Source organism: Heyndrickxia sp. FSL W8-0496 (assembly GCF_038007825.1).
GTDB lineage: Bacteria > Bacillota > Bacilli > Bacillales > Bacillaceae_C > Heyndrickxia > Heyndrickxia oleronia.
In genome coordinates this window covers 150,206-169,638 of record NZ_JBBOXX010000001.1, presented here as the reverse complement: position 1 = coordinate 169,638, position 19,433 = coordinate 150,206, and the positions used below count along the sequence as shown (strand labels likewise).

Below are 19,433 nucleotides of genomic sequence, written 5' to 3'. Positions count from 1 at the left end.
TTAAGCACCAGGTTTTGTTGCTCCGACTTCATAACGATAAACCGCTGGTTCAAATGGAGAATAAACTAATTGACCATCAAGCAAGTTGTAAATTTGGAAACCAACTTTGTTTGTTCCAGAATATTTTTCAATTAATTTCTGTAATTCCATACCACCAATTACATCTTGAATGTGGAATGCTTTAAAATCACCAAAATAGAAAACTGGTTTAGTTGGATCTGATCCATCGGCTGCATCTGTAAAGTCCACTTTATGACCAAGTAATTTATACCCTACACCTTCAGATACTTCATGTAATAAAGGCTTTCCAGTAGTATCAGTCATTCCTTCTAATACTGTTAATGCAGCACGGTTGATAATCCACATTGATTTTTTAAGCACTTCTGTAACTGGTTGTCCTTTAAGTTTAACTAGTTGTTGATATAACTTTTGAGAATATCCTGCTGCGTTAATATCAACTGTTTCAGATTCATAATATTGAACTGATTTTTTAGCAAGTGCGCCTGGGTTTTCGTTCCCAGCATCATTACCATTAAACATATAATTAGTTTCTTTACGAACATAAGCTTTTTTCAACTCTTCAATAACAATGTCTTCCACATTCACACCAGACATTTTAATTAATTTCTTTGTAACTGTTGCTAATGCATCAAATTCAGCTGGATCAAGTAGAATTTCATCAAATTCAATAGCTGTTTCAGGAATTTCATCACCATTTCCACGTTCTTTCTTGCGAACATTGGCATCAGCTTTCTTAACTAATACTGGATATTTAACATCACCTTTTGTTCTATGGGTAGAACCGTATTTCCGTAATAAATTTTCTTCTTGTGCATATGTGATAATCTCTGAAGCAATGACTTCTGGAATAGTAACTGAACCATTACCAGCTTCAATTCCTAGTGAACGTGCTTCAGCTTCAGAAATATTTCCGACTACAAAGTTAGCAAATGCAGAACGAATTTCTTTTTCTTTTGTTTTAGTAGATTTATGCCCACGTGTAGAAAGACCTTTGCCAATTTGCTTCATAATTCCATCACGTTGTTCCGGTGTTATACTTGAACGGTTCTCAGGATCAACTGGTGGATCTTCTGGATCTTTTGGATCTTCATCACGATTTTCTGGATCTCCTTCTGGATTTTCTGGATCAGCTGGTGGATCTTCTGGATCATCACCAAGTTCAGCTAATGCATCTGCAATAGCTTGCGCTTCCTCTGCAAGTTCAGTTACTTCCTCTTGAACTGCTTCTAAATCTTCTTCACGTACTTCATTCTTTTCTAATTTTGTACGCAATTCAGTAAGTCTTGCTTTATTTCTCTTTTGTAATGCTAGCAACATTTTTTTATTCATTTCCCATAACTCCTTTTATTTGGTTTAATATTTTAATTCGTTTTTCAACTGATCTATCAATCTCTTTACTTCTGACAAGTGCTGCTTCAGTATCATCATAAGCAGGAATTGACACCACCGAAATTTCAAAAAGATCGGCTTCAATCACTGTCCTTAATGCAGGTTCAACCGAGTAGTTCCAATCTTCTTCAGTTGCAATAAATCCAAATGAACATTGATCAATATCTTTTCGTTCCATACTTTCAACTAAATCACGTGCAGCTGTAGTATTGGGTAAATCCACTTCAAACTTTAAACCACGTTCATCTTCCATCAATCGAAGAGTTCCGCTTTTTGTACGTCCCAGGACTTTATCCCAGTTATGATTGAACAATGCTCTGACATCATTTTCAGCAAGCGAACGTGCAAATGCACCTGGTGCAATTACTTCCTCAAAATAATCACCAATAGAAGTTTTAGAATTAAATACGGATGCATAGCCGCTAATCATTAAAGGTTGTTCATTTGTTCCATCTCTTTTTGAAAGACTGGTGATGTTAAACGTCCTCATTTCCCTTTTCCTTGTCATTATCATCACCCCCCTTCAAAGAATCATCAGTTGCCTTTTTCTCACCAATTTTTGATAGATCATTAGAAATATAGATTGCTTGTGTTTCTGGTGTATTTTGTTTAGGGAATCCAAGCATGTCAGCAACATTATCTGGTGATGTAATTCCTGTTCGGACAATGTTGTAACCGATATTTGTTTTCGTGCTATAAGTAACGAAATCAAGAACATTTATCTTAAATTTGATACGTTTCCCTGAATTTTTTCCAAAAAAAAGAAGACTCAAATGGTCTTCAAAATTTTTCATTATCGGTTTAACTGCTTTGTTATGTAAATACATCATTGCTTTTTCTAAATCTGATTTAGTTAATGCTATATATGTATCTACATTTATTCCTAAGAACTTGCCTAGATCCTTTTTATAAACATTTAAATAGGCAAGGATCTTTTCGTCTTCTATTGCACTTTTCATCGTATCAATAGAATATCCTTTGCCTAATGGAATCATTTTTACTGATCGTGATTCATCAATTGCTTCTAATTGATCCAATACTGCTTTTATTAATTTTGACTGGGCAGCGTTTTGAGGGTTTATATGAGCGTCCAGTTTGAGCAGATAAGCGAGTAAACCACCTTTAGAGTATTTGTCTGTCAAAACCTTTTCGGCGCTCATAACGCCTTCTAGGGTGCTTTTACCAAGTTCTAAAATCCCAACCCCTTTTAAGTGATTTGTACCAATATTTTTTATGTGCCTTATCATGAAAGAAGGAATTTCTATTCCACCTATTTTGTAATGCTCTATTAATCTATCATCAAGTTCCGTATAAACATTTGCTGCTAGATGTAGTTGATTGGAATCCAATACTGGATATACCTCACCTTGCAATAAATAAGTATTTGTCATTAGCTTTATATACTCTGACTGTGTAAGATAATTATTAGGATTGGACATTATCCTTATTGCAGGATCATTTTTCATTTCATTTCCACTTTCATCTACTACAACTATTTCTGCTAACATCATTTGATTGCTAATATCCTGCAACAATTCATATACATCACTTGATTCAAGAATGTTTTCATCATTAACATAACGTCCGCCATAACGGATTGATCTTTTATAATCATCTAACCATCCACGCTTTTCAGCTTGTCTATAAAGAAAATTTGAAAACCTATCTCTTAATCTCAATTTCTCACCGCCTTTCTATCTATAAATTTCATTGATTAAATCATCCATACCTGCTTCACTTAAATCATCCATTAACATCATTGTTTCTTTATGACCAACTAAAAAAGCGACAAATCCATCAATTTTCTTTTTGGATTGTCGCTTGCTTGGTGCCTTCATTCCATTCAAATTAGTTACAACAACTAGATTTAATGCACAATAAACAAATAAAGGATTATCAGTGATAAGTTTTCCTTCATAAATTATTCGTTCAGCATCATCAATCATTGCATTCATTACACTAGGATATTGATTAACAGCCAAGCATTCTATACCAAGATTCTCACATTTCTCAATTAACTTTTGAGACATTGCAGGATCATAATTAATTTGTTGAATATCATATAAATCCATGCATTCCTTGATATATTCAAGAACCTGTTCTTGATCTATCATCTTTCCATCACAAAATTGAACAAAACCTTGTTCAACTAATTCTGAATATGGAACATTATCTTCTTTTTCTCTATGCTCAATATCAGCACTAGGAATAAAATACATTTGTTTTACTTTTAAAATTGACTTTCCTTCATCATCGAAGGTAGGGAAATTTAAACTTACACATGTTAAATCTGTAGTTTTTGATAAGTCTAACCCAATAACACACGGCTCACCAGTTAAATCACCAAGATCTGTAACAAGTACGTGTTCCACCTGATCTTGTTCAAAGAAATTATCTGCACCATTCACAAATACATTCAAATGTTTAGATAAAAACTCCGCTTTTTTATGTGCAGAACGTGCCGCCGTAATAAATTCTGTTTCCAATGCACTCATGGTTACAGATACACCTATGTTTGGGTTAACCATTGCCCAAACTTTTCTATCAGTCCAATCATAGCCTTTATTTGGCTCATAGATCATAACAAAACTGGCATCGTTATCGTCATTTTTCAATACTTCTTTTGCTTCACGATAAACACGCATCCCAACGGATGAAGAACCTTTACCGGCTGTACTGATATTAAACATAATTGGTTCATCACGTGCGACCTGTGCAGACTTAAAGTTATCATATTGATCCATATTTTCTTGTTTGTGAAGTTCATCATTCAAAACAAAATGAGGGTTTGACCCCTCAATTGAATCAATATTTTTACTCATAACAATAAACTGGTTCGAATATGCTAAATCATTATGAATGTAGTCATAAGTTATAGAAGAAATAGATCCTTTTGGGCCTTTATAGATATGAGATGCATTCAGAAGTGCATCATGGTTCATAACTGTTGCTGCAAATGGTTTAGCTGCGTATTGCGCCTGGTTGAAGTCACTAGCACAACAATAACAATCAGCACTTAAAACACCCTCACCATACATGGAATAACCCAAGGCACCAACCGCTAATAAAGTTTTACCATTCTTTTTAGGAATTTGGATATAACATTCACGTGTTACACGGACAACTTTTCCTTTTTCGTTTTTATGAACCCATCCATATATCCATGAGTACGCAAACTTTTCCCATTCTTCTAATATGAATGGTTGTCCAGCTAAATCACCTTTTGTATGACGGACAAAAGTTTCAACCCAATCCATCATTTCATTTGCACGGTCAACATCGAACCAAATATCTTTTCGCCTTTTCCATTTATAATATCTATCTACCATCTTTTTAATAGTATCTGGATATTTTTTAGGATTTTTTCTAACCTTTTTCGCAAATATATCAGCGTAATTTACACCACGTTCAATCATGTTGCATTCCGCCATTTATTCCTATGTGCAGCTAGTTCATCCACTTTTGGTTGTTCAGGCTTCTTTAATTCTTCATCTTTTCTAACAGAAGATCCACCAGTCACAATCTTTCCTGGCTTTGATTTATTTGTTAATCCTAATAAATCCAATGCTTTTGTTTTCTTATCTGCCCATGTTTCAACCTGTTGTGCTAATGGATGCTTTGAATTATTTGTTGCACCTGCTTTATTGGTATGACGTTGTGTTGCTGGGAATCCCTTTTCTTTCCATTGGATATACATCGTCATATAGATTTCATATATATCAAGATAAGATTCAATTAATGGATCTAAAGTAAGGGTGTAAAGATCTGCATCCCTCATAATCTTTAAAATACGTTGTTTCTCAATTTCTGTTTTCTCAGCAACGATTTTTTGTCTTTCTTTTTTGGTAGACAAATTTCACACCCCCCTTTATTTTTTAAAAATCTTGTCTAACGAAAGAAATTAGGCAGGCAACCGGTCTTCAGGCACCCCAAAAATTTTTATTTTTGATAGGGGGGCTTTATAAAAAATAATTTGCGAAAACTTTTTCTTTTTCACCAAGATTCTCTTCAATGCTATGACACACTGGACATAGTAGCTTCAAATTGTTTGGATCTAGCTTCAAAGCTGGGTTCTCTTTCACTGTAACCTTATGATGGACTTGCGCCTGCTTTCCAAAGACAAACTTTCCACACCGTTGACAATAACCTTTGTCACGTTCATAAATGTATTGGCGCATTCTCTTCCATGCTGCACTATTATAGAATTGCTTATTCGAATTATGATAGATACTCTTTTTAGGCTTTGCCCTGGATGATCTCCCATGTTCTTCACAATAGGAACCACGTTCTATTTTGTTATTGCATCCGTTGAAGTTACAGTATTTCATTTGCTGTTAAGGCTTCCTCAATAAATTCAATTAAATCATCTTTCTTTTTTATATTAGATGGGATTTCTATATTCTTTTCTTCAGCATATCTTTTTAATTCAGTAATGGTCATTTCGATTAGTTCCATATCTTCTAATGACTTCTTACTAACTTCACCTGGTTCACCTATCATTGATTCAGGATTTTCAGTTACTTCAAAATCTGGTTCCTCTCCGTTAGAAACAAACAAAGTTCTTTTCTTTTTATTATCCCAATACTCTGTACCATGTGCGGTTACACGTGTTTTAACAAACATAACAACAACTCCTTCAATTAACCTTTAAATTCAATTTTTTCTTTCTTAGTCATTAATTTTAATGAGTGATTAATAATTAAATAGATTAATTTTGGATATTCAAACCACTCATATTCATATTTCTTTCTACATTCCTGCCACAATAGAACTGGCCATGCATACCATTTAATGATCAAAGTTGTGTTTATTACATTATGTTTTTCTCCAAGACTCATAGTGTAATAACACCCAAACCTTAACCGTTGTTTTCTTTTTAATAGACTAGCCATTTCATCCCCTCCCTCTACCATGAATTTATATATAAAAAGCACCCTATTGGATGCTAGATTAAAATAAAGAAATCATTTGCTACTATATTTCTTTAATATTTTCTTTAATATTTTCTTTAGGGTTTTTGTATATAATGAAGGAAAAATTTTTACTGTACTCTAATTAGCGGACAGAAGTGTACTCTAATTAGCGGACAGTGTTGTACTCTATTTAGCGTACAGTGAAGGTGTACTCTAATTAGCGGACAAACAAATGTTTCTATTATTGTTTTCAAAAGAGAAGTGCCACTCAATGAGTAGCACACCAACGAGAAAACTTGTATATAATAAAACGATGTTTCCGCATCGTTTTATCCGAATTTAAGCTATTCCTTACTGCGGTGAATAGCAAACCGTCCCGATCCATTCCTTAGTAGCTGGGATCACTACACCAGGAAGGTGGTAAAGTTACAATGTGGTCATGGCAACTCAGATTGTAACCAGGAATGGAGTAAAATAAAAAGGAACCAACTTTTGCTGGCCCCTTTGATAAATTATCTATGATATAAATTTACCACGTTTAAAACCAAATGCTCATTCTTAAATCGTTGTAAAAACAATGTGATTTCTTTTCAAAAACTTTTTACTCTTTTTTTAAATAAACCTCAACTCGTAACGCAAAAGCCATATTGTAAAATATCCTTGGTTTAAACTTCTTGTGATAATACGATTCACTCATACCAAGTTCATTGTACACTTCATAATCAAATAATTCTTCGTCACCTAAGTATTTAAGGACAAATGCTTGTCTTTCTTTACGTGGTAATCTATTTACTGCTTTTCGAAAGTATTCTATATAGGCTTCTTTCTTTCGTTGCTCGTCAATACGTTCAATAGCAATATCTTCTGTTGATGAATGAAATGCATTAGTGTTTGAAGGAGGAACAAGTGAAAATGTAGATGTTACTTTAGGAAGTCTTTCTTCTGGAACACTAAAACAATATAACCGATATTTCGCTATTTCTTTTTCAACATTTGCTTGTGTAGCTTCTCTATCTATTTCTGGAAGCATAAATGATAATTGTTTCCCCATTAGCGACCCCTCCCATGTATAATAAAAATGATATAGGTTAAAGCCAGGAGGGATCCTGGCATTTTTTACTGTTCTTCATCAAATAATTTATCATCATCATCATCAAGTAAATCATCGTTATTCGTATTACTTGAATTATCCACATTATTAACAGTTTTATCCTCTGTTTCCACATCGTCTATTGTAATTTGACCATCTGGAACACTAACGTTTCCTGATTCATCTACATTATACTCAATACCCTCATGAGGTTCTTCATTATAAAATTCATCAATACTCATTTGTGATTCAACAATAATTAGGGTTACGTCTGATCCGGCTTTCCTATAGAAATTAAATGATTGATCTGCCGATGTATCACCTTTTACAATAAAATCTAAAACAGTTTTCTTGCTATCTTTAGTGGTTTTATTAAATTCGCAACTTAGTTTTTGATCAACACCTTCAATTTCAAGTTCTACTACCTCACGGGTTAATTGATTGAGTTCTTGTTTCTTTTCGTCTTCACCTTTTACATAGAACTGAATAAGTTCTTTTTTACTGTCCTTTGTTTGTTTATTAAAATGCGCTTTTACTGTTACCTGCATGTTAATCGCTCCCTATTATTAATTTTTATTTTTTCTTGAAGCTATACCTTTTCTGGATCTCCATTTCCAATCAACTTTTCTTGGTCTATTCTCTAAATCACACTTTGCTCCTGTTCTCGCCTTCTCCAATTCTTCCTTTGATAGAATGCTAGTTTCAACTTTTGAAATCATTTTGCTACCACCTTTTTAGGTAGTTCTAGAATTGAATCAATAACCTCATTCTGGTAAGAAGGTCTTCCGTAACCAAAAGCCTTCGTTCCATTTAAATCCAAGAACAATTCGCGCGCAATTCGTGCCATTATATAAGCATCAACAATATTGTCGCTTGAATGAGTGAAACCATAATGTTCAATAACTGCATCTTTGACTGCTTCTTTTTTCTCTTTATCTTTTAATCTACGTTTATTACCTGGTTCCCCAGTCCATCCAGTAACTGCAACGAATTTTTTCACTGCATTAGGAGCAACTTCATAATAAGATAACTTACGTTTATATAATTCATTTCTAATTCCGTGATGTAATCCACCAGCAAACATTGCACGTTGTGTACTATATGGAAAACCTTCGATAACTATAAAATCATCTGGATATACGTGAGAATTAATTTCGTAAATTAAAGTGGTCATTCTTTTAGGATCTACACTACCTATCCCTGTTAATTCTTTTGCTTTTATAACATTTCCACGTTCGTCCAATGCTACAAAGCCAGTTTTAGTTGATGGATCTATACCTATGAATCTCATAACTCTACCCCTTTTTATTTATTTTTATCTCTTGGTAATTCTTCAAACTGCTGCTTCCATCCACGGAACAACAATCTAAATTCATTTATTCCGGTGTCTCTTCCTTTTGCAATTAGCTGCTGAACCACTTTACCTTGTTGGTGTGTATCACTAGGGTCATGCCATAAAAACTCAACTACGTCAGCATCTTGTTCGATAGAACTAGATTCTTTTAAGTGTGCTAAGGTAGGTTTTTTAAAATTTTCACTATCCCTTGTCATTTGAGAAAGCATCATAAAACAGCAATTCATTTCACGTGCTATTTGCTTTGCTGTAGATGTAACATTTCCTATTGCTGTTGCTCTTGTTTCTCCTTTTTTAACAGGGATTTTCATTATTTGAAGGTAATCTACTGCAATCATTCCTATACGTCCATACTTCCTTTTAAAACGCTTTGCTGTTGCTCTAACTTCTTCGATAGTTACACCTGAAGAATCTTGAATAAATATAGGTAGTTCTTCAAGTTCGTTGTAAGCATCCTCAACACGTGCTAATTCTTTTGTGCTTAAATTTTTATTTTTAATCCGACCATATGGTAAGCCAGTTATGTTTGAAATCATCCGATCATAAAGTTGATTCCTTCCCATTTCTTGCGACCATATTAGAACTGGTCTTTTCTTTACTTTTGCAACTCCTAAAATTCTTTGTAATAACATTGCTGTTTTACCTACAGAAGGACGTCCAGCTGATACAAACAACCAACCTTCCCATAATCCATGCGCCCATTCGTCAAATTGTTTAAATCCTGTTTCAACATATTCAGCCTTTTTTAGAAGGTGGGAAAAGTATTCCTTCCTTGAATCCTCAAAGCTTTTCATTTTTCCATTTTCTTGTGGTCTTAATTCAGCTACCTTGCTTTCAATTGCAGAAAAGTACTCTTCGTCTGATTCATAATCTTCCCTAGATAGCTGCATGATTTGATAACCAACCAATTCCCCTCTTCTTCGTAGAGCTTTTGACCGAACAATTTCAGCATAGTAAGTAATATTGGCAGTAGAAGGACAAGATTCTGCAAGACTAGTAAGATATGAAATACTTAATTGATCCAACTTATTATGTTGAACATACATTTCTGCTACTGTGGCAATATCAACTGGCTTGTTTTTTTCTTCAAGCCAGCGCATCACCCTATAAATTTGTTGATGTTTTTCATTAATAAAATCTCTATCTTCCAGGAAGACTATTTCGTCCAGTACATTGGAATCCAAGAATATCCCACCAAGTACGGCTTGTTCTGCCTGATCTACTTGAATATCATGTTCGCCAATTAAATGCATCTGGATCACCACCATCTTCTACCCATTTTTGAAACTCAATTTCCTTATCCCTTGGATCTGGTTGTTGATTCTTAAATGGTGTTTTAGGTTGCTTTTGAGCCTTCATTTTTATAGCAAGTTCGGTGAATTTATCTCTCAATTTTTTAGCTGATAAAATATTTGTTTTCCAGAATGAATCTTGTGTTACCCAGTCCATAACTTCCTTTACTAAATATTTGTCAACACCGTCTAATTCAATTAACTTTCTAAATTCATCAGCATATTTTTGGAGATTCGCCTTTTTAATTAGATGACTTACCCCTGCTTCTTCTGCAACGGCAGTGATTTTTTCATGAAAATAAACAGCCATCTTGTAATAGGTATTATCTTCATCATATTTTTTAGGTTTAGTTGATTTCTTTTTAGGTTCTTCCTGTTGAACATTTTCTTTTGGTTTATCCCACTCGTTATAATCCTTATTAAATCCCATTAGCCTTGCCCCCTTAGAACCTATCCCAATGACAACAACAATATTTCTATCAATCAATGCTGTTAACTCTCTATCAATTTGTGATCTATTTGCATTGAGAATCCTGGCTAAAAAGTTAAGTGACATTTCATGATGTTTTCTGCTGAATCCGTATGTATAACGCCAAATAGCAATTAATAGCCGAAATTGTGTGCCATTGAGATTAGTTTTTATTATTTGTTCAAGGATTTCATTGGCAATCCGTGTATGTCCGTTTTTCAATTTTGGATTTGCCATATTCAATCATCCGTTCACATTTTAGTTTTGTGGTTTTAAACCACCTCAATTTCAAAGTCTTTATCTTTCTTTAAACCCTTTTTCATAAGCGCCCTCATTACTGTCATTTCTGCTAGTGTAGACATGTTGTTTTTACTGGATAAGTGTGTTAGGTATATTTTCTCCTTTCGCCCTTGTATGAGCCTTGTCAGCGCTTCTGCGGTCTGTTGGTTTGATAAGTGTCCTATATGAGAAAGAATCCTTGTTTTTACGCTTGTCGGATAGTCAGATGCTTCAACCATTTTCGGTTCATGGTTCGCTTCAATAATGTAAATATCTGAATCCCTCATAGCTGCAAGAATTTCAGTATCTACTTGACCGGTGTCTAAACAAATTGATAACTTTTTACCCTCTTCTGTTTGAACTGTATATCCAAGTGGTTCATATGCATCATGATGGGTTCTAAAAGCACCCACTAGCAAACCCTTAATGTCCATAAACTTCCCTGGTCTTTTAATTCCTTGTAAATCCTCGTCAACACCGTTTATTGACTTCCATTCCTGCACTGCTGCATAAACAGGGATCTTATATTTATTAGCAAGGGGTAAACCCTTGATATGATCACTATGAGCATGTGTAATAAAAATAGCAGCAATTTGGTTTGGTCTAATTCCAACTTCAAGCAATCTTTTTTCAATTTTAGTTTTAGCAATGCCAACATCTATTAGAATGGTAGTTTCATTGGATCGAATAGCAATGCAATTGCCACTCGATCCACTTGCTAAAATATCCACTTTCATAAATGCTCTCCCTCGTTATCAACAATCATCATTGCGTAATTTGCAATGTTTGCACAACGAATAGTTATTTCGTGCTTGTCCCTATCATCTTTTGATAATTTTCCGTCTAGAGTTGATAAATTGTATTGTATTTTCCCTAAAAGATAAGATTCAGAAGTGTGATCCCAACCACGCTTATGATCATTAACCTTTAACTGTGATTCCATATCTCTTGCAAAATCAAAAATCACTTTTCTAAAAGTAGGACTTGGTTCAATTTGTTGTGCAAAAAAAGCTATTTCTTCTCCTAAGGGAAATATACTTATACAATCACGATCTTCGCCGTATCTTAAAGCAATAAGAGAATCTTCCTTATTTGTATAGGTTTCAAGTCTAATATTTTCAGAAAATGCCTTTTTGCTTTCTTCTAGAAACTTTAAATGCTCTGGTGTAATATATGCACCCATTTAATTCACCTCATTCCAATACATCATCGTCATCAGAAGATTGCATTTCCTTCATGTCTATATGCATGTCCATAATATCTAGTAAGCCAACTAACTCCTGATATGTCGGATTATCACCAATTTGTGGAGCATGATCTTTGATGTAATTCTGCTTTGCTACCTTTCCAGTAATTCCGAGACGTTTGAATTTTGCTTGCATTTCTTTTTTAGCTTGTGCTAATTGCGGATCTTCCTCATTTGTTCCATGGTTTGTTGGAGCATCTAATATCTCTTGATTTGGTGTAATATCTTTTCTAGGCTTGTATTCTGGAATAGTATTTTCACCTTCACCATGAGTGATAGTTTCGTCTTCAAATTCAAGTCCATATTGACGTTTTAATGCACGCTGTTGAACATGTTTCCCAAACATATCTTGTGTCCATTTGTTCCAGTTATCTTTGTTTTGACCAGTAAACATATGTGCTACTTCGTCAATGTCCATGATCACCGTTACCGGACGATAACCTTTTCTATATGCTATAGAATAAGCGCCAATAATTTTCCCTCTTGGAAATCCTATTTCATGTTTAATGACTTCTAATTCTTTTGTTTCTGCATTTTTAGCAATCTTAAATTCATCATTTTCATGCACCATTTGAGTATCAGGTGGTTCGAACCCTTCTTGTTCCCTTGCCTTTGAAAGATAAGCTTCTGCAGCAAATTGGATTCGTGCGGTGCTGCCATATTTGATAAAGAAAATTTCATTTTTAAATGGATCTAAACCGTATGAAGCTGCCTTGTGAGCAAATAAAACAAATTCTGCATCGTTTGCAGTTGGTGCCAGGGATGATCTCATAACATTTATTACTTCTGGTTTAAAAGCTTCTTGAATTTCTGGTGTTAACATAAGTGCATTATTTGACATGTTTTTTCCTCCTAATTTTCAATTGTCAATTCCTTACCTGCTACAACCCTAGAAATGATTAATTGTCCACTTGGTTGTTTAAAATTTGTTATTGATTCAGCATTATCAATAAATACTGGTGTGATTACTTCACTTTGTTTTGAAAGAACTTCTCTAAGTTCAAGCCCTGCCCTAATGCCTTCAGACAATGACAATTTCCTATAAGGCTTACCATCCATTTCAATTTCAAATGTGTTTTTCAATTCACCATTTTTTTGTTTCTCAAAGAGACGAATTGAAAGTGTATCGAATAAGTCTTGTACTTTTTCAGCTTGTAATTCAGCTTCTTTCGCTTTAAATGCTTTGATACTGTCCAGAATAAAAATGGATTGATTAAGTGAAGAAAGTAACTCTTTTTCTTCTCTCTCTGCTTCCTGCGCTTGTTCTTGAAAAAATTTAAACTCTTTATGCTTTGATAACTCTTTTTCGAGTGGATCTATCTTTGACTGAATTTCTCTTACTTTTTCAAGTTGTTCTGAAACATCAATGTATTCCAGTGTTTTCAATTCTTCTTCAAGCTTTTTTCGATCCTCAACAATTTGATGAAAAATCTTTTTGAAGTTATCTTTACGTTGTTCATGTTCATCTTTTACTGACTGTAATGATTCTTCCTGTAAAGGTTGTTTACACACACGGCAATGGTCTTCAATCTTTTCATTTTTTAATAAATCCCAATCCTTTTTCATTTGATCTCTTTCTTTATTGAGATTGTTGATTTTTGCATTAAGAACATTTATGCGCCCATTAATATCCCCTGCACTATCAGTAACTTTTTCAATTTCTTCCCTCTCTCTTTTTAAGGGATTCAATTCAGCAACTATAGAGTCAAAAGGAATTGTTGGCTGATAGTGTTCCATTTGTTCTTTAAGTGTTTTTGTTTTACTTTGTGCAGCAATATATTGTTTGTCTTTCTTTTTCTTGTTATCTTTATGCAGTTCTTCAAGGTCACTAAGAGAGTGCTTTTTTAGTAAAGGTTCTAGGCATTTTTTTTGCTCGTCCAGCATATGTTTTAATACTTCTTTACTTGATGGGGAAGTAACATATTTCAAAAGCATTTCACGCTGTTTTTCCCAATGTAGGGTGAAAAAATAATCTGGATTAAACTGTGTTAAAAATAATTCTTTGTCAAAAAGTTGTTCTAAAAGTTCATTAAAACTTCCAGCTTTGCTAGGTACTTCATTGATGTAATATTGAGTTTTTCCTTTATGTAGTTCACGACCTAGCAAAACTTGTTTTTCATCTAAAGAAAATAAAAGTGAAACCTTTGTTTCTTCTGATTCGTAAGTTATCGGTGTTGGATCTAATTTGCTTCCAAGTGAATCAACACCGTATAATAGCCATGTAATAGCTTCTTGAATGGAGCTTTTACCTTGGGCATTGTCACCAGTGATCTTTGTTTCCTCGCCAAAGTTAACAGTGAGATCCTGGTGACTTTTAAAATTTTGAAGAGTTAAGGTAATAAATGTTATTGCCATGGGTTGCCCTCCTTTTAAAGTTCCTCAAGTTCTTTTTCCAACCTATTTATTTCTGCCATGGTTACATTGATAAAAACATTTAACATGTAAGCTTCTACTTCTGCAGAGTAATTATTTTCAACTTGTGAAGATCCCCACTTTGTTAATTCGAATCCAGTAGAATCATATAAAATGTTTATTGATTTAAAACATTTTCCTTTAACCAGATCCATTTGTTTAATTAACAAATCAATTTGGTCAACTATGTCCATTGCTCTCTCGACTCGATCTGTCATGTATTCAAGCGTTTTTCTGTCCACTATTTTTCACCTCCCTTCATTTCTTATCTGTCATGAAGTCAAAAATCATGATCCCAACTAATACAATTAAGAAGATTAATAGATATAATGCGAAAATATGCATTCAGACATCACCTTTCAATTTGGTTGTTCTTTAAGCCATTTGAGTAAAAACTCTTCACATTCCTTTGCAGGAAATAACCACTTTTTCCCTACTCTTTTTTTTGGAAATCTAGGATCATAAAAGAATGTCTCCTTTATAAAGTTGATACTCATATTTGTTTGTCTGCAAAGTTCCTTCATATCCCAAAATGTGCTTTGACTTTCGATTTTTTTTAGATGTTTCCTCACTTCATCTAAAAAAATGTTTTCAATTTCTTTTTCATCAATCTGAACATTAATCATGAAACATCACTTTCTAGCATTTGTTCATCTGAAGTTCTTTCTTCCTCTTGCTCTTTTTCTATATAGAAAAACTTTTCAAAAGGACAGTTAAACACTGAAAGAACTCCTGCTATGAATTGATTACCTGGGGTATTGTAGCGTTTATCATGTTTTTGAAGTTTTGCTCTCCAAACTTGGCTTGGTGAGATTCCCATTTTTTCGGCTAATTCTGCATCGGATTTAATGTCATGATCAATTTGAGCCTTCATCAACTCCTTTACTTTCAAACGCACAGTTTTTTTATTCATATACATCACCTCGTTTTATTCTTTGACGAAATTATATTCGTTCTCGCATAATTAATATAACACGCATAATTTTAAAATTTCAAGCTTAATGACGAATATAATTGCGCGCACGAAATTTAATATGTATAATTGAATAAAAAATGAGTAGGAGAGATATTTAATAATGGTTGAAAAATTAAATGAAGAGAGTTTTGGAGATTTCTTTAGGAGATTAAGAAGATCTAAAGGTTTTAAATCACAAAAAAGTCTTGCAGAATTATCGGGAGTTTCTCAAACAACCATTTCAAGAATAGAAGATGGTTCCCAAAATCCAACACCTGAGACATTAAAGTTACTAGCAAAAGTATTGAAAGTTTCTAACTTTGATTTAATGGCATTGGCTGGACATTATGATGAAGAAGATCTCCTGGATCCTTTACATGTTATTAAGGATGAAATGATTCCAGAAGACAAATTAGATTCCAATAATGTTCAAAAACCTAATAATATTGAATACAAAAAAATAGAAGATCAACAAAGAATTCCGGTATTAGGTTATGTTGCTGCAGGTATTCCAATTGAACGTTCTGAACACATCGAAGGATATGAACTTGTTGAACAAGAGATTATTAGAGGTCGTGAAGTTTTCGGTTTAAGAGTAAAAGGAGAATCAATGATAGGTGATGGAATTTATGATGGAGATACAGTAATCGTTGTTAAACAAGTGGATATTGCGCCGTCTGATATTGCTGTTGTAGCTGTAAATGGTCATGAAGCTACTTTAAAGCGTGTTAAATGTGAAAATGGAATGTGTATGTTAATACCTTCAAATCCAAACATGCAGCCTATTTTAGTTCCAGCAAAAGATGTATATGTAATTGGAAAAGTAATTCAATCTAGAAGAAGCTTTGAATAGGAGGTATTGTTTTTGGCTAGCTTTCGTAAATACAAAAATAAGAAAGATAATAAAACGTATTGGGAATATAGAATTAGATATAAAGATCCTCTATCAAATGATTATAAAGAAACATCAAAGAGGGGTTTTACTACAAAAAAAGAAGCTCAATTAGCTGCGTATGAAATCGAACAAAAACTAGAAAATAAAACTTCATTAAACTCAACTAACCTTACATATCAAGAAGTATATGATCAATGGTGGTCAATACATTCAAGAACAGTAAAACAAAGCACTAGATATACAAAGTTGAGTAAATTTAATGTTCGAATACTTCCCTTTTTCGGCAGAATGAAAATCAAAGAAATAACCCCATCTATTTGCCAAGAATTTATAGACAGAATGGATCAGGAAGTTGATTCAGTAATTGATTTTAAAATACAAGCAAATTTAGTTTTCAAGTATGCAAAATCAAAGAAAATTATTTCTGATAACCCAATGGATAGTGTGATCATTCCAAAGAAGGAAAAAGAATTTTTAGTTGAAAACGAAGAGGAAAATAGAAACTTTTTATATAAGGAAGAAGTCAAACAATTTTTAAGCATTGCAAAATCTACAATGAACAAAAGTGATTTTATTATGTTTTACCTACTCATTTTTTTTGGAATGAGGAAAGGCGAACTATGTGCATTAAAATGGGAAGACATTAGTTTTAAAGATCACTCGATTAAGATAAATAAAACTCTATACTTTGAACAAGGAAAAGAGATTATCCAAAAAACCAAGAACTATTCTACAAGAGAACTGTATATTGACAATCAACAAATGAAAGTTTTGAAAAAGTGGAAAATACAACAAGAAGAAGAATTTTTAAAACTTGGCATGAATGTAAAACCTCCGTACGTGGTCTGTAGGGACGATTTAAGACCATTAAGGTTAGCTTACCCTAATGACGTTTTAAAATCGTTCTATAGGCAAAATAAAGCAATTCAGGAGGTTACTGTACACGGATTAAGGCATACTTTCGCTTCATTAGCATTTGAAGCTGGTGCAACCGTAAAAGAAGTACAAGCCATGTTAGGTCACAAAGATATTCAAACAACTACCAATGTTTATATACATGTGACAAGATCAGTAAAAGAAAAAGCTGCTACAAGAATAAATAACTTACTTAATGAATTATAAAAGTTGTGGGTGAATTGTGGGTGGATATAAAATAAAAGACCCCCAAGCAAAAAGCCTGAGAGCCGTTGAAACGTTGATAATTAACGTTTTGAGAACTGAGGTGCACGACGAGCGCCTTTAAGACCGTATTTTTTACGTTCTTTCATACGAGCGTCACGTGTTAATAAACCTGCACGTTTTAAAGTTGTGCGGTATTCAGGATCAGCTTGCAATAATGCACGAGCGATACCATGACGGATTGCTCCAGCTTGACCTGTGAAACCACCACCATTAACGTTAACTAAAACATCATAATTACCTAAAGTTTCAGTTGCGTTTAATGGTTGTTTAATTACTTCGATTAAAGCTGCGAATGGAATGTAGTCTGCTACATCACGATTATTGATAACGATTTTTCCGTTACCAGGAACTAAACGTACACGCGCTACAGAGCTTTTACGACGTCCTGTACCGTAATATTGAACTTGTGCCAAAATAATACCCTCCCTTATTAATTATCCGCGAAGTTCGTACACTTCTGGTTTTTGTGCTTCATGCTTATGCTCTGCTCCAGCATATACATGTAATTTTTTGATCATTTGACGACCTAAAGATCCTTTTGGAAGCATGCCTTTAATTGCTAATTCAAGCATTTTCGTAGGATAGTTTGTACGCATTTCACCTGCAGTACGAGTTTTTAAACCGCCTGCAAATTGAGTGTGACGGTAATAAATTTTATCAGATAATTTTTTACCAGTTAATTCGATTTTTGAAGCATTTAAAATGATGACATGATCACCAGTATCAACATGCGGTGTGAATGTTGGTTTATGTTTACCACGTAAAATAGATGCTACTTCACTTGCTAAACGACCTAAAGTTTTACCTTCAGCATCCACAACGTACCATTTACGTTCTACAGTATTAGCATTAGCCATATAAGTACGCATTGAGTTACCCTCCTAAAATAAAAAATTAAATTCTACCGTATTTATTTTTACACAGATAAGTTTCCGGGGCTTATTTGTGGGGTTAAATAACATACCATAGGTAATAATATCTTTTTATTAAGTCAATGTCAAGAAGATGTTACACCTGGATTAGTTGTTTTAACACTAGCGAAGAAGACTAGTTTCTTCTAACTCGTATGAAAAGCCGCATTAGACTTTCCTAAAAAGAAAAAAAACTCTAAATATTTCCAGGAAAATCCGTTATTTAACATATCGATAAAATATGTTGAGGATAGCTGGACATGGAAACTAAACAATTTACTTGTAGTAAACCTTCCACAAATACAGTCCTTGAGAAGGAGCTGTTTTGCCAGCATTTACTCGATTTTTTTTCTCGAGTATTATAGGAACTTCTTCAGGATTTCTTTTTCCAATACCAACTTCTAACAACGTTCCCATTAGAATTCGTACCATATTATAAAGAAAACCATTTCCGATAAACCTAACCTCTAATTCATGATTTGACCGAATAAAGCTGATTTCATTAATGGTTCGAACACGATCTATTACTTCTGTCTTTGCTGAACAAAAACTCGTAAAATCATGTGTCCCAATTAAATATTGACTCGCTTGCCTCATTTGATCCTCATTTATTTCATAAGGAAAATGATACGCATAATTCCTGCTAAACGGGTCCCGTATCTTTCCAGTATAAACCTTATACCGATATTCCTTCTGAATAACAGAATATCTAGCATGGAAATCAGAAGTTACCTCTTCAATATGTTGAACGGATATATCGTCAGGTAACGCACTATTTAATACAATGGGCCATCGGTCGATAGGAATATTATAAGGAGAATCAAAATGAATCACTTGCCCCACTGCATGAACCCCTGCATCCGTCCTTCCTGAACCCGTTACATGGATATCCTCATCCTTATGAATACGTTTTAACGCCGCTTCAAGCTCTCCCTGTACCGTTCGACCTTTTGGCTGAATTTGATACCCTGAAAATCCTGAACCATCATAGGCGATTGTACATTTATATCTAAGCATGGCTCTTC

At 33.9% G+C, this 19,433-nt stretch carries 26 protein-coding genes; 2 read left to right on the top strand and 24 right to left on the bottom strand.

Features of this window, described 5'->3' with window-relative positions:
* The 21 genes from NST63_RS00960 to NST63_RS00860 form a co-directional block, all read right to left on the bottom strand.
* Positions 1-1,350: a phage major capsid protein gene (locus NST63_RS00960; RefSeq protein ID WP_341041040.1), complete on the bottom strand. Its 1,350-nt coding sequence runs from the start codon at positions 1,348-1,350 to the stop codon at positions 1-3.
* Positions 1,343-1,918 (bottom strand): HK97 family phage prohead protease, encoded by a 576-nt coding sequence (locus NST63_RS00955; RefSeq protein WP_341041039.1) that lies wholly within the window; start codon positions 1,916-1,918, stop codon positions 1,343-1,345. The genes NST63_RS00960 and NST63_RS00955 overlap by 8 nt, the downstream gene beginning before the upstream one ends.
* Positions 1,887-3,089 (bottom strand): phage portal protein, encoded by a 1,203-nt coding sequence (locus NST63_RS00950; RefSeq protein WP_341041038.1) that lies wholly within the window; start codon positions 3,087-3,089, stop codon positions 1,887-1,889. Before NST63_RS00950 ends, NST63_RS00955 begins: the two co-directional genes overlap by 32 nt.
* 15 nt (positions 3,090-3,104) lie before the next feature.
* The gene (locus NST63_RS00945; RefSeq protein WP_341041036.1) at positions 3,105-4,826 is read right to left on the bottom strand and encodes a terminase large subunit; all 1,722 of its coding nucleotides are present in this window, start codon (positions 4,824-4,826) and stop codon (positions 3,105-3,107) included.
* Positions 4,823-5,263: a P27 family phage terminase small subunit gene (locus NST63_RS00940; protein ID WP_278892554.1), complete on the bottom strand. Its 441-nt coding sequence runs from the start codon at positions 5,261-5,263 to the stop codon at positions 4,823-4,825. The genes NST63_RS00945 and NST63_RS00940 overlap by 4 nt, the downstream gene beginning before the upstream one ends.
* Positions 5,264-5,369: 106 nt before the next feature.
* Complete coding sequence (locus NST63_RS00935) at positions 5,370-5,738, bottom strand: HNH endonuclease (protein WP_278892552.1); 369 nt, start codon at positions 5,736-5,738, stop codon at positions 5,370-5,372.
* Positions 5,725-6,033 carry a Rho termination factor N-terminal domain-containing protein gene (locus NST63_RS00930; RefSeq protein WP_341041035.1) on the bottom strand — a complete coding sequence of 103 codons (309 nt, stop codon included), beginning with the start codon at positions 6,031-6,033 and terminating at the stop codon, positions 5,725-5,727. Before NST63_RS00930 ends, NST63_RS00935 begins: the two co-directional genes overlap by 14 nt.
* Before the next feature lie 17 nt (positions 6,034-6,050).
* Positions 6,051-6,302, bottom strand: coding sequence for a hypothetical protein (locus NST63_RS00925; RefSeq protein WP_341041034.1), 252 nt, complete (start codon positions 6,300-6,302; stop codon positions 6,051-6,053).
* Between the two features lie 622 nt (positions 6,303-6,924).
* Positions 6,925-7,374 (bottom strand): ArpU family phage packaging/lysis transcriptional regulator, encoded by a 450-nt coding sequence (locus tag NST63_RS00920; RefSeq protein WP_341041033.1) that lies wholly within the window; start codon positions 7,372-7,374, stop codon positions 6,925-6,927.
* A gap of 65 nt (positions 7,375-7,439) precedes the next feature.
* Positions 7,440-7,961 (bottom strand): hypothetical protein, encoded by a 522-nt coding sequence (locus NST63_RS00915; protein WP_341041032.1) that lies wholly within the window; start codon positions 7,959-7,961, stop codon positions 7,440-7,442.
* A gap of 18 nt (positions 7,962-7,979) precedes the next feature.
* Complete coding sequence (locus tag NST63_RS00910) at positions 7,980-8,132, bottom strand: hypothetical protein (protein ID WP_341041031.1); 153 nt, start codon at positions 8,130-8,132, stop codon at positions 7,980-7,982.
* On the bottom strand, positions 8,129-8,704 hold the full coding sequence (locus NST63_RS00905; protein ID WP_341041030.1) for a hypothetical protein: 576 nt from the start codon (positions 8,702-8,704) through the stop codon (positions 8,129-8,131). Before NST63_RS00905 ends, NST63_RS00910 begins: the two co-directional genes overlap by 4 nt.
* 14 nt (positions 8,705-8,718) lie before the next feature.
* Positions 8,719-10,020, bottom strand: a complete 1,302-nt coding sequence (locus NST63_RS00900) for a replicative DNA helicase (RefSeq protein WP_341041029.1) — start codon at positions 10,018-10,020, stop codon at positions 8,719-8,721.
* The gene (locus NST63_RS00895) at positions 9,998-10,765 is read right to left on the bottom strand and encodes a replication protein (protein WP_341041028.1); all 768 of its coding nucleotides are present in this window, start codon (positions 10,763-10,765) and stop codon (positions 9,998-10,000) included. Before NST63_RS00895 ends, NST63_RS00900 begins: the two co-directional genes overlap by 23 nt.
* A gap of 35 nt (positions 10,766-10,800) precedes the next feature.
* On the bottom strand, positions 10,801-11,544 hold the full coding sequence (locus NST63_RS00890) for an MBL fold metallo-hydrolase (protein ID WP_341041027.1): 744 nt from the start codon (positions 11,542-11,544) through the stop codon (positions 10,801-10,803).
* Complete coding sequence (locus NST63_RS00885) at positions 11,541-11,990, bottom strand: hypothetical protein (RefSeq protein ID WP_341041025.1); 450 nt, start codon at positions 11,988-11,990, stop codon at positions 11,541-11,543. The genes NST63_RS00890 and NST63_RS00885 overlap by 4 nt, the downstream gene beginning before the upstream one ends.
* 10 nt (positions 11,991-12,000) lie before the next feature.
* Entirely contained in the window at positions 12,001-12,894 is an 894-nt protein-coding gene (locus NST63_RS00880) for a RecT family recombinase (RefSeq protein WP_341041024.1), read from the bottom strand.
* An 11-nt stretch (positions 12,895-12,905) separates the two neighbouring features.
* A complete protein-coding gene (locus tag NST63_RS00875) occupies positions 12,906-14,408 on the bottom strand; it encodes an AAA family ATPase (protein WP_341041023.1) in 1,503 nt (500 codons plus the stop codon).
* A gap of 14 nt (positions 14,409-14,422) precedes the next feature.
* Positions 14,423-14,707 carry a hypothetical protein gene (locus NST63_RS00870; protein ID WP_341041022.1) on the bottom strand — a complete coding sequence of 95 codons (285 nt, stop codon included), beginning with the start codon at positions 14,705-14,707 and terminating at the stop codon, positions 14,423-14,425.
* Between the two features lie 117 nt (positions 14,708-14,824).
* Positions 14,825-15,091, bottom strand: coding sequence for a group-specific protein (locus NST63_RS00865; protein ID WP_341041021.1), 267 nt, complete (start codon positions 15,089-15,091; stop codon positions 14,825-14,827).
* Positions 15,088-15,378, bottom strand: coding sequence for a hypothetical protein (locus NST63_RS00860; RefSeq protein ID WP_341041020.1), 291 nt, complete (start codon positions 15,376-15,378; stop codon positions 15,088-15,090). The genes NST63_RS00865 and NST63_RS00860 overlap by 4 nt, the downstream gene beginning before the upstream one ends.
* A 163-nt stretch (positions 15,379-15,541) precedes the next feature.
* Here NST63_RS00860 and NST63_RS00855 point away from each other — a divergent pair, with 163 nt between their 5' ends.
* Together NST63_RS00855 and NST63_RS00850 are read left to right on the top strand one after the other, a co-directional pair.
* Positions 15,542-16,273, top strand: coding sequence for a helix-turn-helix domain-containing protein (locus NST63_RS00855; RefSeq protein WP_341041019.1), 732 nt, complete (start codon positions 15,542-15,544; stop codon positions 16,271-16,273).
* Between the two features lie 12 nt (positions 16,274-16,285).
* A complete protein-coding gene (locus NST63_RS00850) occupies positions 16,286-17,437 on the top strand; it encodes a site-specific integrase (RefSeq protein ID WP_341041018.1) in 1,152 nt (383 codons plus the stop codon).
* An 80-nt stretch (positions 17,438-17,517) separates the two neighbouring features.
* On the opposite strand, the gene rpsI is transcribed toward NST63_RS00850, so the two are convergent.
* From rpsI to truA, 3 genes are all read right to left on the bottom strand, one after another.
* Positions 17,518-17,910 (bottom strand): 30S ribosomal protein S9, encoded by a 393-nt coding sequence (gene rpsI / locus NST63_RS00845; protein ID WP_058005995.1) that lies wholly within the window; start codon positions 17,908-17,910, stop codon positions 17,518-17,520.
* Positions 17,911-17,931: 21 nt separating this feature from the next.
* A complete protein-coding gene (gene rplM, locus NST63_RS00840; RefSeq protein WP_058005994.1) occupies positions 17,932-18,366 on the bottom strand; it encodes a 50S ribosomal protein L13 in 435 nt (144 codons plus the stop codon).
* A gap of 318 nt (positions 18,367-18,684) precedes the next feature.
* Complete coding sequence (gene truA / locus NST63_RS00835; protein WP_212946415.1) at positions 18,685-19,425, bottom strand: tRNA pseudouridine(38-40) synthase TruA; 741 nt, start codon at positions 19,423-19,425, stop codon at positions 18,685-18,687.
* Positions 19,426-19,433 lie beyond the last annotated feature (8 nt).

Excerpts from the sequence above, each read along its gene's own strand:
- NST63_RS00900 (WP_341041029.1), bottom strand. The coding sequence starts at position 10,020 with ATGCATTTAATTGGCGAACATGATATTCAAGTAGATCAGGCAGAACAA.
- NST63_RS00890 (WP_341041027.1), bottom strand. The coding sequence starts at position 11,544 with ATGAAAGTGGATATTTTAGCAAGTGGATCGAGTGGCAATTGCATTGCT.
- NST63_RS00860 (WP_341041020.1), bottom strand. The coding sequence starts at position 15,378 with ATGAATAAAAAAACTGTGCGTTTGAAAGTAAAGGAGTTGATGAAGGCT.
- NST63_RS00960 (WP_341041040.1), bottom strand. The coding sequence starts at position 1,350 with ATGAATAAAAAAATGTTGCTAGCATTACAAAAGAGAAATAAAGCAAGA.
- NST63_RS00875 (WP_341041023.1), bottom strand. The coding sequence starts at position 14,408 with ATGGCAATAACATTTATTACCTTAACTCTTCAAAATTTTAAAAGTCAC.
- NST63_RS00895 (WP_341041028.1), bottom strand. The coding sequence starts at position 10,765 with ATGGCAAATCCAAAATTGAAAAACGGACATACACGGATTGCCAATGAA.
- NST63_RS00945 (WP_341041036.1), bottom strand. The coding sequence starts at position 4,826 with ATGATTGAACGTGGTGTAAATTACGCTGATATATTTGCGAAAAAGGTT.
- NST63_RS00955 (WP_341041039.1), bottom strand. The coding sequence starts at position 1,918 with ATGACAAGGAAAAGGGAAATGAGGACGTTTAACATCACCAGTCTTTCA.
- NST63_RS00930 (WP_341041035.1), bottom strand. The coding sequence starts at position 6,033 with ATGTTTGTTAAAACACGTGTAACCGCACATGGTACAGAGTATTGGGAT.
- NST63_RS00920 (WP_341041033.1), bottom strand. The coding sequence starts at position 7,374 with ATGGGGAAACAATTATCATTTATGCTTCCAGAAATAGATAGAGAAGCT.
- rplM (WP_058005994.1), bottom strand. The coding sequence starts at position 18,366 with ATGCGTACTTATATGGCTAATGCTAATACTGTAGAACGTAAATGGTAC.
- NST63_RS00910 (WP_341041031.1), bottom strand. The coding sequence starts at position 8,132 with ATGATTTCAAAAGTTGAAACTAGCATTCTATCAAAGGAAGAATTGGAG.
- NST63_RS00915 (WP_341041032.1), bottom strand. The coding sequence starts at position 7,961 with ATGCAGGTAACAGTAAAAGCGCATTTTAATAAACAAACAAAGGACAGT.
- truA (WP_212946415.1), bottom strand. The coding sequence starts at position 19,425 with ATGCTTAGATATAAATGTACAATCGCCTATGATGGTTCAGGATTTTCA.
- NST63_RS00865 (WP_341041021.1), bottom strand. The coding sequence starts at position 15,091 with ATGATTAATGTTCAGATTGATGAAAAAGAAATTGAAAACATTTTTTTA.
- NST63_RS00905 (WP_341041030.1), bottom strand. The coding sequence starts at position 8,704 with ATGAGATTCATAGGTATAGATCCATCAACTAAAACTGGCTTTGTAGCA.
- NST63_RS00935 (WP_278892552.1), bottom strand. The coding sequence starts at position 5,738 with ATGAAATACTGTAACTTCAACGGATGCAATAACAAAATAGAACGTGGT.
- NST63_RS00885 (WP_341041025.1), bottom strand. The coding sequence starts at position 11,990 with ATGGGTGCATATATTACACCAGAGCATTTAAAGTTTCTAGAAGAAAGC.
- NST63_RS00855 (WP_341041019.1), top strand. The coding sequence starts at position 15,542 with ATGGTTGAAAAATTAAATGAAGAGAGTTTTGGAGATTTCTTTAGGAGA.
- NST63_RS00880 (WP_341041024.1), bottom strand. The coding sequence starts at position 12,894 with ATGTCAAATAATGCACTTATGTTAACACCAGAAATTCAAGAAGCTTTT.
- NST63_RS00925 (WP_341041034.1), bottom strand. The coding sequence starts at position 6,302 with ATGGCTAGTCTATTAAAAAGAAAACAACGGTTAAGGTTTGGGTGTTAT.